Origin of the sequence: Microcoleus sp. B7-D4 (assembly GCF_036705125.1) — a bacterium.
Classification (GTDB): Bacteria; Cyanobacteriota; Cyanobacteriia; order Cyanobacteriales; family Microcoleaceae; genus Microcoleus.
Map to the genome: position 1 here is coordinate 59,310 of NZ_JAUBTT010000002.1, position 14,672 is coordinate 73,981.

Consider the following 14,672-nt stretch of genomic DNA (forward strand, 5'->3'; position numbering starts at 1 on the left):
ATTTTTCATTCCTAAACCCATTATGCCAGGATTGGTGATTCTTGTTCAATATTAACAGCAAGTAGAGCGGCGACGAGCGCCGCATTTCCCAACATCAGCTCTAAGTCCACTGTCGGAAAAATGTATTTTCTTCCCAAGCGGCGGCGGTGCGTTTTTCAAGTGCTGCCATTTCTGTTGTGTTCAGGGGTTTGAATGCTTGGGCGACTTTGAAGTTTTCTTCTAATTGCTTTACTGACTCGGCGGCGATGACGCAGCAGTGCACGCCGGGAAGTGAAAGCGTGTAGCCCATTGCTTGGTGCATTCCATCTAAAACACCGTTCTGAAATAATTTGCCGTAAGCTGGTATTTTCATGGCTATGACGCCGATGTTTTTGGCTTTGGCCACTGGTAAAGCGCTGGTAACAAAGGAGCGCGGATGATGTTTTTCGGCGGCGTTGAGGGAGATTAATGTTGTGTCGAAAGGATAGCGATCCAAGCCTGCGGCAATGATGGCTGGTTCGTGGTGTCCGGTGATGCCGGAAAAACGAATTATTTTTTGCTGTTTGGCTTCTTCGATCGCCTTTATTGCTCCTTTGGCACTGAAAATTTTGTCTAATTCTGTTTGGAATGAGACGTGGTGGAGTTGCCACAAGTCTAGCCGATCGGTTTTCAATCTTTTGAGCGATCGCTCTAAGTCTCTCCACGCCCCGTCTCTGTCTCTGGCGGCGGTTTTTGTGGCTAAGAATAGGCGCGATCGATATGGTGGCAAAACTTTGCCTAAGTTTTCTTCGCTGGGCCCGTAGTCGGCTGCCGTGTCAAAATAGCGAATGCCTAGTTCGATCGCGCGTTCAATTTGCGCCGCTGCTTCTGCTTCTCTTCCCGGCTGCGACAGCGGTGTTTGTCCGGCCCCCCCCAAACCGAAAATCGGCACTTTCACGCCGGTGTTGCCTAACAGTCGTTCTGGCATTTTTACTGTGGCGACCGCCTGGTTATTGGGTGCGGCTGCGATTTCCCCATCCTGCTGTTCGATCGCCTTAGCACCTGCAATGCCGCTGGCAACAGCTATACTGCTCAATATAAAATTGCGGCGAGTCTTTTTGCGGGTCATTGTTTCCGTCTCCTCAGAATATGTGAGAGAAATTAACCGCGTTTGTGTTGGCACAATACATAAATTTTTACGGCAAATCGGATAATTTTCCCCCTCTCCGAGGGAGGAGATGACCGGGGGAAAATTATCTATGTGCCGATCGACTATTGGTCAATTATCCATGCGCGAATCAGTTCGTTTATCTGTTCTGGTACTTCGTCGTGGGGACAGTGACCAGCTTTGATAAAGTGTTCTGTTAACTGCGGATAGTGTTTGCGAAATTTAGCGCTTCTTTCTGTGGAATTCATCCACGGATCGCCTTCTCCCCACAGCATTAGCAATGGGCAGGTTAATTGACTAAGTAATACGTCAATTTTTTCGCCTTGGGGTGTTCGGAATACGGAAGCGAATACTTTGGGGGCACCGGGATCGCAGGAGGGAAGGTAAATTTCTTCTACTAATTGGTCTGTGACGGCGCTTTGGTCGAGATAAACTTTTTCTAGGGTTTTCCGAATTGTCGATCGCTGGCGCACGTACTGGAACAGCAGAAAACTTGCCCAATCTTGCTGAAATAAGGTTTTAGCTACGGCAGATATGGCTTTTTGCAAGGGCGGGGCTTCGGGTGCGGGCTGCGGTTCGCTGAAGGGGCCGGCGCTGTTGATTAATATGAGTCCCGCTGCTGATTCGGGGCGCCCGGCTGCTACACACAAGGCGGCGTAGCCTCCGAGGGAGTTGCCGGCTAGTACGGCGGGCCGGCCGATGATGTTGGTGATAAAATCGTGGAGTTGGTCGCGCCAGAGGTCGCCGCTGTACTGCAATTCTGGTTTTGCCGATCGCCCGAATCCGATCAGGTCGATCGCCCACACTTCAAAGTCTTTGCTCAGGCCGCTGATATTTTTGCGCCAGTGGTCTGTGGAGGCTCCAAAACCGTGAATTAACAGCAGGGGAGGGCGTTCTGGATGCCGATCGCTGGATCGAACGTAGTATACTGAATGCCCCCGCCACTGCCAGTAAGTGCCGGCTATGGGGGCTGCGGTTATGGCTGGGGTTGCTTGCATAATGTAAAGAAATAATTATTTACTATAACTATTGTATCGCGACATTCAGATTTATCTAGTTGGAACAACGCCCCGGAGTTTCGCCAGCAAAGGATAGGTCAATGTGGGCGAGTTGGGCTCTCGCGCTCGCCGGCACTCAGGCTTAATAAGTTTTGTAACGAATATTGATTTTGTGAGGGGCGCAGCAATGGGAGATATGTTGCCCGATCGCATTTGGGAAAATAAATCGGGTTTGGGCTGCAACACACCTAGGTATGATGATTTGGCTGTTTGGCTGCAACATCAAGTTCTGGGCGATGGCGCAAAGCAGCGGCTGCTAGGGTCGAACCTGATGGGCGAGGGTGAAGGGATCGACTTTTTTATAGTTATTTCCGAGCTTTTCAACGTGGGGATCGTTTGTTAGGTAGCTGTTAATGGCTTGGAGGATGCAGCGAGCCGTTTGGTTGCTAGTTGGCAAAAGCCGACCTCAAAAATTTCGCTACTGGAAGAAGTTATAAGTAGAATTACTGATGGTTCTCTGCAGAAGTTTCTCAGAATCGCAGAATATTTTGTGACGTGGTTTGCTGTTCTTAATTGCTTTGATACTCTAAGATAGAAGTAGAGCTGCGCCGCTCAATTAATTAGCATTTTGAATACTAGGGAGCCAACTATGCAGGGTGTGAACTTTATCCACCTGAAAGTTAGGGAGTTTTCTGAGTGATTGCTATTTCACCTCGTCCCGTCGGACGCAATTGGATTACGATTAGCTTCGCTTCTACTCTATACCTTTGTCCTATTTTGGATCTGCTCCTAGCAGAGGTGCCAGATTTCTGGCAAGCAGAATTGCGGTTGGGGCTTCAAGAAGCTTTGGTAAATGCTGCTAAGCATGGAAACAAATTAGATCCCGCTAAAACTGTTGGAGTCCGTTTTTCGATCGTCCAAAACCAATATTGGTGGGTGATATCGGATGAAGGTTCTGGCTTTAAGGCTCCTTGCAGTTGCAACCTTTATACCGATGATTGCGACAGTCTCCTCGCAGAGGATGTTGCAGATAACTCTGGACTACCCCATGTGGAACAGGAATGTGGTAGGGGGTTGTTTATTCTTTACCAAATATTCGATCGGGTAGAGTGGAATTCTGAAGGTACAGAGTTACGGCTGTGCAAAGAACTTGCCAGTCCCTACCGACTGCCTCGCTTGCGCTAGCACCGCTATGAAAGCAGCAGTTTTCACCTCCGCTAGACCGGGAAATTTTTTCGTTCTCGGGCTGAAGCTTGCAGTGAGAAATTGGAGTATCTGGCTATTGATAGCTGATCATAATGCAAAATGTGAGTTTTGAGTTAAAAAAGTATAAATCTTTTGAACTCACAATCGCGCTGCTCGATCTAGCGGCGCGATTGTCTAAATTTTGAGCGACTACTCAAGTCAAAACTCAAGAATCAAAACTCAAAATTATTTGCCGTGGGTGGGACAGGGAGGAGCCGATATCGATCGATCCAGCCATCCTGCTGCTTGGTTTAAGCGCGGGAGAGCTTCTTCGGGCTGTTTTTTGAGCAAAAAGACCAAAGCGGCTGCCGCTTGCTCGCAGGCCCGCGCGGAACGGTTGGCTTTGAGGCGGTGCCAATCTTTTTCGGCGATGGCGAGGCGCGCGGCGAGAGCTTGGGCGAGTTCTACCGTGCTCAGCTCGTTGAGGTTGACAGTTTGGGTTGTTTGTGTAGTTTCAAGCATAATTGGCAATTATACGGATTTGGCTGCCGTTTCTGAATTTAAAAAATATACTGCATATAATAACAACTTAATTGGAAATCGGTTTTTTTTATTATTATTGTCAGGTTTGCAGATCGAAATGCCTCAACAGCCGTCAGAGTTAAATCCCGAAGAGCAAGAAAGTGAGTTTGTTCAAGCGCTCGCAGCAGTTGAGCGATCGCTCGCAGGAGTCAAAGAACGGTACACTCAAATTCAGGTCGATCGACAGCGCCAAGTAGAACTCGGCCATCGCCGCGAAGAAATCCGCCAGTCGGGGCGCCGAAATCCATTGCCGGAACTCAAAAAAGAATTGCGGGAAATTGAGCAAGAATTGGAAACTATCGAGTTGAATTTAGAAAGCAGCCTGTTTTCTTGGGGAAGCATAAAACAACCTTTTTGGCAAGCAGTTCGCTTTGGGGGGCTTGGCATTTTGATCGGTTGGATTTTGAAATCCTATGCAGGTTGAAGGATGTTGGGAGTTAGAATTTTTGATTTTTTTATTTACCGCAGAGGGCGCAGAGGGCGCAGAGGAAGAGAAAAGAGAGAAATATGGTGCAAAATATTAAATAAACAGGAGTGGATATTATGACAAATCAACGAATAGCAGCGATTTTGCGCGCAGGTGAACCCGACGAAACTGTAACTGTTCAAGGCTGGGTTCGCACTAAGCGCGAATTGAAAGAATTTGCCTTTGTCGAAGTCAACGATGGTTCGGCGATGGCTAACTTGCAAGTAGTCATAAATTCCGATTTGCCAGATTTTGAAAATGTACTGAAACAACTGAATACAGGTGCATCTCTAGAAGTGTCGGGAGTGCTGGTAGCATCTCCGGCAAAAGGACAGCGAATTGAGTTGAAAGCCTCACAAGTAGAAGTTTACGGCGATGCAGACCCGCAAACTTATCCGCTGCAAAAAAAGCGCCATTCCTTTGAATTCTTGCGGACAATCGCGCATTTGCGGCCGCGCACAAACACCCACGGTGCTGTTTTTCGAGTCCGCAATGCTTGTTCGGCGGCGGTACACCAATTTTTTCAAGAACGCGGTTTTTTGTGGGTTCATACTCCGATTATTGCTGCTAGCGACTGCGAAGGTGCGGGGGAAATGTTCGCCGTTACCAACTTTGATTTAAAGAATGTGCCGCGCACTGATTCGCAAGAGGTTGATTATGCTAAAGACTTTTTTGGAAAGCGCGCCTATTTAACAGTTAGCGGCCAGTTGGAAGCGGAAGTTATGGCGATGGCTTTCGGCAATGTTTACACTTTTGGCCCGACTTTCCGAGCGGAAAATTCTAATACTTCGCGGCATTTGGCGGAGTTTTGGATGATTGAACCGGAGATGGCTTTCTGCGATTTGCAGGGAGATATGGATTTGGCTGAGGCGTTTTTAAAGTACATTTTTAAATACGTTTTGGATCGTTGCCCGGAAGATATGGAGTTTTTCAATGAGCGCATTGACAAAACGGTTTTGGCTACTGCTGAAAATATCATTAATAATCAGTTCGAGCGGATTACTTATACCGAGGCGATCGCACTTTTGGAAAAAGCTGACAAAAAGTTTGATTTCCCGGTAAGTTGGGGCTTGGATTTGCAGTCGGAACACGAGCGTTATTTGGCTGAGGACTTGTTTAAAAAGCCGACAATTGTCAGCGATTATCCCGTCGGGATTAAAGCATTTTATATGCGTTTAAATGAGGACGAGAAAACCGTGCGAGCAATGGATGTTTTGGCTCCTAATATTGGGGAAATTATCGGCGGTTCGCAGCGGGAAGAAAGGCTGGATGTGTTGGAGCGGCGTATGGAAGCCCAGGGTATGAATAAGGAGGAATTGTGGTGGTATTTGGATTTGCGCCGCTACGGGACTGTGCCTCACGCTGGGTTTGGTTTGGGATTTGAACGGTTGGTGCAGTTTATGACGGGAATGGGGAATATTCGGGATGTAATTCCGTTTCCGAGAGCGCCTTTGAGTATTGATTTTTAGTTAATTCAGGACTTACGCAAAAAACCCGGTTTCTGAGAAAAATCCTGCACATCTGCGAGAAATATTGACATAGAAACCGGGTTTTGACGGCTCGTGCGTAAGTCCTGAATCGATTACCTGGAAGGTCGCAACTTCTGATTTAAGATTTGTAACGCCTTCACGAATTGAGGATCGGCGGTAGTCCCAATTTTACGATCGCGAAACAGGTCTTGCTGTTGCCTATCAGTCAGTTCTACGACTACATCAGGATTGAGTCCAGTTCGGTTAATATCTCGTCCTGTGGGCGTTAACCATTTTGCGACCGTGACTGCTAAACCTGAGCCATTCTGCAGTCCCCGTACAGACTGAATAGAATTATAACCTTTGGTTCTTGTTCCGACCAAGCTTGCTCGTTTATTTTCCTGCAAGGCTGCCGCCACGATTTCGCTGGCACTAGCAGAATTATCATTGATTAGGATGACTAAAGGTTTCTGGGTGAGTGCGCTATGATTGGCCTGGTTCTGGTCTTGTATTCCATCGCGTTCAATCATACTAAAAATGATGCCTCGATCGAGCCACATCCGAGCGATGTCAATGCTTGCTCTCAACAAGCCACCTGGATTAGAGCGAAGGTCGAACACGTAGCCTTTTACATTCTGTTTCTCCAAAGCTTCGATCGCCGCCTTCATATCCTCCGTAACCTGAGCACTGAAGTGATTTAGCCGAATATAACCAACCCGACCAAACGCAGTTTCCTCAACACGATACCGTACAGGAATATTTTTTGTATTGGCACGTTGAATTCTAAAAGTGAGGGGCTGACCATTACGAAGAATGCCTAGAGTAACATAGGTTCCCAGGTTTCCTTGTAGCAGTGTCAGGACTTCATAAAAAGCCTTCCTTTCGACTGGTTTACCATCAATTGTAGTGATGATATCATGTGGCAAGATTCCGGCTTTATGTGCCGGGGAATTTTCAGTAGGCTGGATAATCGTAACTGCTTGAGTATCCCGGTCATTTATAATTTCAAGTCCGGTTTGGGTAATATTAGCAGTGGTACTCTGCAAACTTTCGTATGCGACTGGATCGTAGAAAGCGGTGAATGGATCGCCCAGTAGCTTCAACATCTCTCGAATTGCTTGATATGCCTCTTCATAGGAACCATAGGACCGATTCACATAGCGTTGACGAATCGCATTCCAGTCCTGCTGATTGAATCTCGCATCAATGTATTGACGCGAGATTATCTGCCAAACTTCGTCCACTAAGGCCTTTGGGCTGTCCTGATCCGTGATAATGGTGGGAGAATTAACTGATTCGGGGGTCGATGGATTTGCGATCGCACCTAGCTGGGTGAATTGATTTGTGAGGAGTGCGATCGTCAACAGTTTCAAAAACCGGGAAGAGATAGGACTTAAACGCATACTGAACACCTGATTAAGAGAGAATAATGAGAGCTGTATCGCAAGTTTTCACTACGAATTTATACCAAATTTGGGTGAAATACTTCCTTTATTTCTTAGTGATCTGTAGGGTGCGTCGCTGTCAGATCAGAAATGAAACTTGCGGATTGTTCCGGGCGACGCACCTTACCATAACGGTTTTATGAATGAAGTGAGGTACAAATTAAATGGGCGACACCCGATCGGTGTTTTCCAATCTAAAATCTCAAATCTCAAATGGTATGAGCTAATGGTTCTTCAAATCCCATCGAGTTCCAAAGCACCAACTGTCACCTGGGAAGCCCTACCAGCCGACTTTGTATTACCGGACGATCCCCTGGACAATATTCAACAACCGCCCCTTGCTGCCGCTCTCACCGATGCTCTGGGAGCCGCGGGACGCATTGGGCCGATCGCCCTAATCGGTTCCAATTTTGGACTGGTAGCGACTGTAAATAAGCAGATTGTAGTCAAAGCACCGGATTGGTTTTACGCGCCGCAAGTGCATCGAGTCGCAGAGGACACCATTCGCCGCAGTTACACGCCGAATCTGGAGGGTGCGCCGGTATCGGTGGTGATGGAGTTTTTGTCTAATAGACTTCTTGCAAAAGTCCTTTCGATCAAATTTTCGGACGGGCTCTCCGGCCCATCCCACAAGAGAAAAAACTTTTTGTGGGACGGGCCGGAGAGCCCGTCCCAGCTATTTTTGCAAGAGGTCTAATGAAGATTACGGCGAACTGTCGGTGCGATCGACTCCTCCCTATGGCAAGCTCTACTTCTACGAGCAGATTTTGCAAGTGCCCACCTATGTTACCTACGACCCCTACGAGCCCAAACTGGAAGTGCGGTATCTGCAAAATGGTGGTTATGCAGCCCAAACCGCTGATGCTGAGGGACGGGTGCGGATTCCAGAGTTGGATTTGTGGCTAGGGATTTGGTCGGGGGAACGGCTGGGGCAAACTATGAATTGGCTGCGCTGGTGGGATGAGGCTGGAAATTTGCTGCTGTGGAGTTCGGAACAGGCCCAACAGGAACGGCTGCGGGCCCAACAGGAACGCCAGCGGGCGGAGGTATTGGCGGCAAAGTTGCGGGAGTTGGGTGTCGATCCCGATCGGCTGGCTTGAAATGTCGCGATGTTCGTTAGTTAGCCGTAGGCTGCGTCGCCATCGAAAATTTACAAACAAGACCGACAATCTCGCAGCGACGCACCACACAATAGTTAGGTGCGTCGCTCAAAAACTTACAAATTCCAGCGAAGTTTCCGCAGCGACGCACCCTACAAAATACTTTCGCTCTGCCTGGGAACGAGTAAATAAATTAAGTCGCTGGGGGAATTGTGATATCAACAGATTGCACTTTTACCGAAGTTCCCAAACTCGATAACGGCGGTTGAATTGCTGCCGTATTTCCCACTACTAATGTTACCAGATTCTCCGGTTTCAAGTAAGTCTTGGCTACGCGCTGCACGTCGGCAACTGTTGCTGCTTCGATGCTGCGGCGGTAGCGAAAAATGAAATCTTCGGGATAACCGTAGTATTCGTAGCGCATTAATCGCGACAAAGTTTGACTGGGATTTTCAAATTTGAAGATGAAAGAATTCAGGGTGGAATCTTTAGCAAAAGCTAATTCTTCCGGGGTAATTGGTTCGGTGCGGATACGATCGATCTCTGCCCGAATTGCCTGGATAAACGGTACTGTGGCATCCGATCGCGTTTGGCCTCCTGCGACAAACACCCCCGGATAGTCAAATTTCGGACTCCAAGCTGCGTATACTGAATAAGCTAAACCTTGGCGCGATCGCACATTATTAAACAAACGACCACCGAAACCGTTCAAAACCCCGTTCATCACGTCCAAAGCACCGTAATCTGGACTGCTGAGCATTCCGCCCAAATGTCCCATTTGCACGTAACTTTGACTTAATTGCGGCTGATTTACCAAAAATATGCCGCCCCCATTTGCTGGCGATACCGTTGGTAGTGCAGGCACTTGTGCACTTTGAGTCGGTTGCCAGTTGCCGAATTTTTGCTCGACGAGCGATCGCATTTTAGCTGTATCAAAGTCGCCAGAAATACCCAAAATCATATTCTTGGGATGGAAATATTTCTGGTAGAAACTCACCAAATCGTCGCGGGAAATATTGGCGAGGGTTTTGTATTCTACAGTGCGCGCGTAAGGACTGCGATCGCCGTAAATTAACTTTTGAAACTCGCGACCGGTAATATCGTCAGGATCGTCATTGCGGCGGGCGATCGCACCTTGAGTTTGGTTCTTCGCTAAATCCAACTTTTCCTTAGCAAATATTGGTTCCCGAATCACTTCTGCAAATAAGTCAAACACGGGTTCCAAATCTTCAGCTAAAGCACTAAAATTAGCGCTGCCCGAACTAACATCAATCCCCGTTTCTACCGAAGCTGCTCGCTGTTCTAGCAACTGATTTAATTCATCAGCCGTATGCCGGCTCGTGCCACCAGTTCGCATCACTTCTCCCGTCAAACCTCCCAGTCCAATTTTATCGGCAGGTTCAAAGCGCTCGCCCGTGCGAAATAGCGCCGTTCCCCCAACTAGCGGGAGTTCCCGGTCTTCCATAAGATACACGCGGATGCCATTTTTCAGCTCGAAGCGAGTGTATTTAGGCAGTTTAATTTCTGGCACCGCCGGGAATGTTAATTCGTCGTAGTGTTTGGGTGCAGCCGCGAAGGAAGGTAACAAATTAAACGTTCCCAGTGAAACAGTAAAAAAGCAAAGGGATAGCAGAAATAACTTTACTTTTTTCAGTCTCAATTTAGTCCTTTTCATTCTTTCTCCAATGTTTCCTAAGTTGACAATTCGAGGCAGAGCCTCTGGATCTGCGTTCCCCGGCTCTGCCCAAGGCGTGACAACTTAACGTTAAACCTACCGTCTCTCTTGTTTGTCGCGAAGTCTAGATCCCCCCTAACCTAGGGCGGGCACGGGGGCACCGCCCCTACGAAGGGGGGGACAAGAGTGTTCTCTTTCGTCCCCCCTTATTAAGGGGGATGCGAGGGGGATCTAGACTCGACTAAAAGCGACATTTATTAGGGGTTTCTGTCTTAAGTTTTCAGGAATGGGCCTAGCCTAGGAACGAGTTTTTCTTCTTTCTGATGAATGCCTCACGCTCGACAATTCATCCGTGTATCCGTGTCAAAATCCGTGTCGTGCCTTCCTTCTTCTTAAAGCGGCAAAAGCTTACCAATCGTGCGGTTTTCCGGGCGGAAAGTGGCCTGAGCGACACGCTGAATGTCAGCGGGAGTAACAGCCGCGATCGCCTCCAATTCCTTGAACAAATTTCGCCACGAACCGGTGTTTACTTGATAGTCTACCAGCGCAAATGCCATGCCCATATTAGAATTGAGCGATCGCAACAAATCGGCTCTCGCCTGAGTTTTCACCCGCTCCAATTCCAAAGCAGAAACCGGCTCTGTTTTCAGGCGCTCAATTTCCTTGCTCAAAGCGGAGGCTACTTCATCAACCGTGCGGCCTGGAGCAGTTTGAGCGTAAAATAACATCAAATTCGGATACTTTTCCCCCGGATAACCGCTGAAACCTTGAGCAGCCAGCGCCAATTGCTGTTGTTCTACCAAAGATTTATAGAGCCGAGAAGTGCGGCCATCGCTGAGCAAAGAACCAATCATTTCATAAATTGCATTGTCGGGATGATTCATCGCCGGTTTGTGGTATCCTTCCAAATACCAAGGTTGAGTTTTTAATTGCAGCGTGACTTCCTTAGTTTGCGTTTGGGGAGGTTCGACAAGTTGCAATTCTGGAGGGGCTGGTTTCGCCTTGTAACGGCCGAAATAAATTTGAGCTAGTCGCTTCACCTCCGAAGCTTTCACGTCTCCTACCACCGCAACAGTCAGCTTGCTGGGGACGTAGTGAGTGTCGAAAAACTTCTGCACGTCGCTGCGGGTGAGGTTTTTAATGTCTTCAGTGTAGCCAATTACGGGGCGGCGGTAGGGATGAGCAGAGAAAGCTTTGTTGGCAAAAACTTCAACCATTTGTCCGATCGGAGAATTCTCGGTTCGCAGCCTGCGCTCTTCTAAAATTACCTGTTTTTCTTTGTAAAATTCCCGAAATACTGGTTCTAGAAATCGCTCGGATTCCAGCGACATCCACATTTCTAACTTGTTAGCTGGAAGGCTGTAAAAATACATTGTGGCGTCGGTAGAAGTGGCGGCATTTAGTCCGACTCCGCCTGCTTGTTCCACTATTTTGCCGAGTTCATTGCGCTTGACAAATTGCGAAGCTTCGGCTTCAAATTTGTCAAATTCTGCTTTTAATTGGGCGACTTCTTCAGTTTTGCCGCTGGCCTTGGCTGCTTGCATTTGCTCGAAGAGTTGGTCTTGTTTTTCTAGCAGCGGCTTTTCGGCTTGGTAGTCGGTAGTGCCGATTTTTGGCGTGCCTTTGAAGGCTAAATGTTCGAGATAGTGAGCGACTCCGGTTTGGCCGTCGGGTTCGTTGGCGCCCCCGACATCGGCGTGAATCAGAAACGATGCTACGGGCGCTCTGGGCCTTTCGAGTACGATGAATTTCATGCCGTTGTCGAGCTTAAATTCGCTGACTTGGCTGATTACTCGATCGAGCGACGGTTGAACAGAGACTGCTTGCGAGCCGCTAGCGGGGTTGGGGCGGGCGAGGGCGATTTCCGGCGAAATTCCCCACCACAGCAGTACAGCGGCTAGCAGGGAGGCAATGAATCGAGTTTGGCGATCGGGCGATTCCCTACGGGATAGCTTCGCTTCACGGGGTTTTTGGAACTGCGGGGTCATTCGATTTTAGATTTTAGATTTTAGATTTTGGATTGTCAAACAAAAAAATGTTTGTGCTCGGTGGCCAGAGATTCTTTTCTCAGGATAAAGATTTTTGGAGGCATAAGCGATCTGTTGCGCCGCAGATGTTAGGCTGATACAGCAAATCTCAAAAAGGGTCATTCGATTTTAGATTTTAGATTTTGGATTTTGGATTGTCAAACAAAAAAATGTTTGCCCTCAATGCCAGAGATTCTTTTTAAAACTTAACATCAATTAGTCCCTCAGTCCAGCTCCCGTAGTTCCAAGTAGCCAATTACCCATTGCAAAGCCATGCGAATTTTTAATCAGTCTCCTCCTTCTGAAACAGAAACCAAGAAGCGGATTTTACAAGCCGCTCAGCGGTTGTTTGCCCGCAGCGGATACGACGGCACGACAACTCGCGATTTAGCAGCGGCGGCGGGGGTGGCCGAGGGTACGCTATTTCGGCATTTTGATAATAAAAAAGCGATTTTGATTGAGGTGGCGACGGAAGGATGGGTGGAGTTGCTGACGGATTTGCTGACTGAATTAAGCGAGATGGGCAGTTACAAAGCAGTGGCTCAGGTGATGCGGCGGCGGATGCTGAATATCCGCGAGAATAGCGACATGATGCGGGTGTGTTTTTTGGAGGCGCAATTTCACCCGGATTTGCGCGACAGAATTCAGTTGGAAGTCATCGGAAAAATGAGCGATGTTGCTGAGGCTTTTTTTGAAACAGCGATGGAAAAAGGAGTTTATCGGAAGATGAATCCGAAGATTGTCGCTCAGGTTTTTTTGGGAATGTTTGCAGTCGCGGGTTTCAGTCAAAATACGATTATGGAGCCGAATGCTTCTCCGCAGGAAATGCAGGAAATGGCTGAAGGACTCGCTGATATTTTTCTGAATGGGGTTTTGCTGAAAGATGAATAATTAGGGCAACAGGGAAAAGTTGTTATGGGCCAAATTTTGCGCTATTCTATTCGGCCGCTAACGCAGGAAGACGAGCCTTTTCTGTGGCAAATGCTGTATGAAGCGGCGCACATGGCAGAAGAAGGCGAATCAACGGTGCAAGCGGTTGTGAATCATCCTTTAATTGCGAAATATGTCAAAAATTGGGGACGTGCCAACGATTTGGGCTTCGCAGCAATCGAATTGAACGGGAACCAGCCAGTAGGAGCCGCCTGGGTGCGTTTGTTTACAGGGGATGACAAGGGGTTTGGGTGGGTTGACCATACTATCCCGGAATTGGCGATCGCCGTTCTTCCAGAATATACAAATCAGGGTGTAGGAACGCAGTTGCTGGATCGTTTGCTGTCAGCAGCCAAAGTCTCTTATCGATCGGTATCCCTGAGTGTCAGAAGCTCGAATCGGGCCCTGAGTTTGTACGAGCGATCGGGATTTAAAGTAATTGAGGGAAGCGAGACAATCAACCGCACAGGAGGGACATCATTCACCATGAAAGTGGATTTTGAGTAAGTGAATTATTACTCTATAAATTGGTACATTTGCTGTACCCACTTCTCCCGATTATTCTGCCATTCATCCGTCACTACTTCCCAAGTTGTATTGCTTTCAAGTTCCAGCAATAGACTTGATACTTCTTCCAGCGTCGATGCTATATGACATTCTTCTACCCAACTTTCACGGATCATTTTCCAGAGACTTTGTACCGCTTCTCGCTGATAATTTGATTCTAATTCAACTAGCAATTTTGCTAGGTGTTTTTCGTCACTTGCTGCTGACACCTCGCTCATCCAACAGTCGCGACGTTCTTTCCATTCTTCCCTCACTGCGTCCCAGTTTAGGTGGGCTTGAAACTCTAACAGTAATTGGTTTAGTTCTACCATATTAAATTTTGTCTTGTTTGCAGTTTGTGCTATAATGGTACAAATTTTATTGATTGAGACTGTTGGTTTTTTATAATGAGCAATTTTGCTGAGGCTTTTTTGGAAACGGCGATGGAAAAACAAGTTTATCCAAAGATGAATCCGAAGATTGTCGCTCAGGTATTTTTGGGAATGTTTGCAGTCGCGCCCTTCAGTCAAAATACGATTAGGGAGCGGAATGCTTCTCGGTAGCAAATGCAGGAAATGGCTGAAGGACTCGCAGATATTTGTCTGAATGGGGTTTGGCAGAAAGATGAAGAATTAGTTATTAGTCATTAGGAAATTATAGAGCCTGAAAACGCATATCTACAGGCTCTGACTCCTCGAAACTACTCGTTAAACTTGTGCAATTGCTGTACCCACTTCTCCCGCTTCTGCTGCCATTCATCAGCCATAGCTTCCGAATTTATATTGGTTTCAAGTTCCAGCAATAAACTTGATACTTCTTGAACAATCGATGCTCCCAGACATTCTTCTACCCAAAGGTTGCGACGCTCTTGCCACTGAATATCAACCGATTCTCCCTGCAAGTTTGATTCCCATTCAACTAGCAATTCTGCTAGATATGTCAGGTTAACTGATGCTGCCACACCGCTAACCCAACTTGACCGGCGCTCTTGCCATTCTTTTTTCACTCCTTCCGATTTGAGGTTGCTTTCAAGCTCTAACACTAACTGATTTAGTTCTACCATCTTAAATGTTGGGTTTTTTGTAGTTTGTGCTACAATTTTACCAAAATTTTCACTAAACAG

The 14,672-nt window shown here is 47.4% G+C and carries 16 protein-coding genes and 1 pseudogene; 9 read left to right on the forward strand and 8 right to left on the reverse strand.

The genetic code is table 11. The annotated features are described in order from the left end of the window. Window positions 1-100 precede the first annotated feature (100 nt). Entirely contained in the window at window positions 101-1,087 is a 987-nt protein-coding gene (locus QUB12_RS01035) for an aldo/keto reductase (protein ID WP_333143288.1), read from the reverse strand. A gap of 143 nt (window positions 1,088-1,230) precedes the next feature. Then, window positions 1,231-2,124: an alpha/beta fold hydrolase gene (locus QUB12_RS01040; RefSeq protein ID WP_333143287.1), complete on the reverse strand. Its 894-nt coding sequence runs from the start codon at window positions 2,122-2,124 to the stop codon at window positions 1,231-1,233. 187 nt (window positions 2,125-2,311) lie between these two features. Between QUB12_RS01040 and QUB12_RS01045 the strand changes: the two genes are divergently transcribed. Together QUB12_RS01045 and QUB12_RS01050 are read left to right on the forward strand one after the other, a co-directional pair. Further along, a complete protein-coding gene (locus tag QUB12_RS01045) occupies window positions 2,312-2,527 on the forward strand; it encodes a hypothetical protein (protein WP_333305067.1) in 216 nt (71 codons plus the stop codon). Between the two features lie 293 nt (window positions 2,528-2,820). After that, window positions 2,821-3,309, forward strand: a complete 489-nt coding sequence (locus QUB12_RS01050; RefSeq protein ID WP_333143285.1) for an anti-sigma regulatory factor — start codon at window positions 2,821-2,823, stop codon at window positions 3,307-3,309. A gap of 246 nt (window positions 3,310-3,555) precedes the next feature. On the opposite strand, the gene QUB12_RS01055 is transcribed toward QUB12_RS01050, so the two are convergent. Further along, complete coding sequence (locus QUB12_RS01055; RefSeq protein ID WP_333143284.1) at window positions 3,556-3,831, reverse strand: DUF6439 family protein; 276 nt, start codon at window positions 3,829-3,831, stop codon at window positions 3,556-3,558. 118 nt (window positions 3,832-3,949) lie between these two features. Between QUB12_RS01055 and QUB12_RS01060 the strand changes: the two genes are divergently transcribed. After that, window positions 3,950-4,315 (forward strand): DUF2203 domain-containing protein, encoded by a 366-nt coding sequence (locus QUB12_RS01060; RefSeq protein WP_333143283.1) that lies wholly within the window; start codon window positions 3,950-3,952, stop codon window positions 4,313-4,315. 119 nt (window positions 4,316-4,434) lie between these two features. Then, the gene (gene asnS / locus QUB12_RS01065; protein WP_333143282.1) at window positions 4,435-5,826 is read left to right on the forward strand and encodes an asparagine--tRNA ligase; all 1,392 of its coding nucleotides are present in this window, start codon (window positions 4,435-4,437) and stop codon (window positions 5,824-5,826) included. 113 nt (window positions 5,827-5,939) lie between these two features. Here the strand turns inward: asnS and QUB12_RS01070 are convergent, their stop codons facing one another. Further along, a complete protein-coding gene (locus QUB12_RS01070) occupies window positions 5,940-7,229 on the reverse strand; it encodes a S41 family peptidase (protein ID WP_333143281.1) in 1,290 nt (429 codons plus the stop codon). 268 nt (window positions 7,230-7,497) lie between these two features. Here QUB12_RS01070 and QUB12_RS01075 point away from each other — a divergent pair, with 268 nt between their 5' ends. Both QUB12_RS01075 and QUB12_RS01080 read left to right on the forward strand, forming a co-directional pair. After that, a complete protein-coding gene (locus QUB12_RS01075) occupies window positions 7,498-7,968 on the forward strand; it encodes a hypothetical protein (RefSeq protein ID WP_333143280.1) in 471 nt (156 codons plus the stop codon). A 22-nt stretch (window positions 7,969-7,990) separates the two neighbouring features. Further along, window positions 7,991-8,371, forward strand: coding sequence for a hypothetical protein (locus tag QUB12_RS01080; RefSeq protein ID WP_333143279.1), 381 nt, complete (start codon window positions 7,991-7,993; stop codon window positions 8,369-8,371). Between the two features lie 193 nt (window positions 8,372-8,564). On the opposite strand, the gene QUB12_RS01085 is transcribed toward QUB12_RS01080, so the two are convergent. Then, the gene (locus QUB12_RS01085; RefSeq protein ID WP_333143278.1) at window positions 8,565-10,046 is read right to left on the reverse strand and encodes a pitrilysin family protein; all 1,482 of its coding nucleotides are present in this window, start codon (window positions 10,044-10,046) and stop codon (window positions 8,565-8,567) included. Between the two features lie 392 nt (window positions 10,047-10,438). Next, window positions 10,439-12,034 carry a pitrilysin family protein gene (locus tag QUB12_RS01090; RefSeq protein ID WP_333143277.1) on the reverse strand — a complete coding sequence of 532 codons (1,596 nt, stop codon included), beginning with the start codon at window positions 12,032-12,034 and terminating at the stop codon, window positions 10,439-10,441. A 312-nt stretch (window positions 12,035-12,346) separates the two neighbouring features. Between QUB12_RS01090 and QUB12_RS01095 the strand changes: the two genes are divergently transcribed. Both QUB12_RS01095 and QUB12_RS01100 read left to right on the forward strand, forming a co-directional pair. Then, window positions 12,347-12,964, forward strand: coding sequence for a TetR/AcrR family transcriptional regulator (locus QUB12_RS01095; RefSeq protein WP_333083393.1), 618 nt, complete (start codon window positions 12,347-12,349; stop codon window positions 12,962-12,964). A 24-nt stretch (window positions 12,965-12,988) separates the two neighbouring features. Beyond that, window positions 12,989-13,510 (forward strand): GNAT family N-acetyltransferase, encoded by a 522-nt coding sequence (locus QUB12_RS01100; protein WP_333305069.1) that lies wholly within the window; start codon window positions 12,989-12,991, stop codon window positions 13,508-13,510. 8 nt (window positions 13,511-13,518) lie between these two features. Here the strand turns inward: QUB12_RS01100 and QUB12_RS01105 are convergent, their stop codons facing one another. Next, window positions 13,519-13,881, reverse strand: a complete 363-nt coding sequence (locus QUB12_RS01105; protein WP_333143275.1) for a hypothetical protein — start codon at window positions 13,879-13,881, stop codon at window positions 13,519-13,521. A 75-nt stretch (window positions 13,882-13,956) separates the two neighbouring features. Here QUB12_RS01105 and QUB12_RS01110 point away from each other — a divergent pair. After that, window positions 13,957-14,199 (forward strand): annotated as a pseudogene (locus QUB12_RS01110) (TetR/AcrR family transcriptional regulator); the annotation flags it as partial. A 50-nt stretch (window positions 14,200-14,249) separates the two neighbouring features. Here the strand turns inward: QUB12_RS01110 and QUB12_RS01115 are convergent. Next, complete coding sequence (locus QUB12_RS01115; RefSeq protein ID WP_333305071.1) at window positions 14,250-14,612, reverse strand: hypothetical protein; 363 nt, start codon at window positions 14,610-14,612, stop codon at window positions 14,250-14,252. Window positions 14,613-14,672 lie beyond the last annotated feature (60 nt).

Coding starts and splice junctions, on each gene's coding strand:
- QUB12_RS01035 (WP_333143288.1), bottom strand. CDS start 1,087: ATGACCCGCAAAAAGACTCGCCGCAATTTTATATTGAGCAGTATAGCT.
- QUB12_RS01040 (WP_333143287.1), bottom strand. CDS start 2,124: ATGCAAGCAACCCCAGCCATAACCGCAGCCCCCATAGCCGGCACTTAC.
- QUB12_RS01045 (WP_333305067.1), top strand. CDS start 2,312: ATGGGAGATATGTTGCCCGATCGCATTTGGGAAAATAAATCGGGTTTG.
- QUB12_RS01055 (WP_333143284.1), bottom strand. CDS start 3,831: ATGCTTGAAACTACACAAACAACCCAAACTGTCAACCTCAACGAGCTG.
- QUB12_RS01060 (WP_333143283.1), top strand. CDS start 3,950: ATGCCTCAACAGCCGTCAGAGTTAAATCCCGAAGAGCAAGAAAGTGAG.
- asnS (WP_333143282.1), top strand. CDS start 4,435: ATGACAAATCAACGAATAGCAGCGATTTTGCGCGCAGGTGAACCCGAC.
- QUB12_RS01070 (WP_333143281.1), bottom strand. CDS start 7,229: ATGCGTTTAAGTCCTATCTCTTCCCGGTTTTTGAAACTGTTGACGATC.
- QUB12_RS01075 (WP_333143280.1), top strand. CDS start 7,498: ATGGTTCTTCAAATCCCATCGAGTTCCAAAGCACCAACTGTCACCTGG.
- QUB12_RS01085 (WP_333143278.1), bottom strand. CDS start 10,046: ATGAAAAGGACTAAATTGAGACTGAAAAAAGTAAAGTTATTTCTGCTA.
- QUB12_RS01090 (WP_333143277.1), bottom strand. CDS start 12,034: ATGACCCCGCAGTTCCAAAAACCCCGTGAAGCGAAGCTATCCCGTAGG.
- QUB12_RS01095 (WP_333083393.1), top strand. CDS start 12,347: ATGCGAATTTTTAATCAGTCTCCTCCTTCTGAAACAGAAACCAAGAAG.
- QUB12_RS01100 (WP_333305069.1), top strand. CDS start 12,989: ATGGGCCAAATTTTGCGCTATTCTATTCGGCCGCTAACGCAGGAAGAC.
- QUB12_RS01105 (WP_333143275.1), bottom strand. CDS start 13,881: ATGGTAGAACTAAACCAATTACTGTTAGAGTTTCAAGCCCACCTAAAC.
- QUB12_RS01115 (WP_333305071.1), bottom strand. CDS start 14,612: ATGGTAGAACTAAATCAGTTAGTGTTAGAGCTTGAAAGCAACCTCAAA.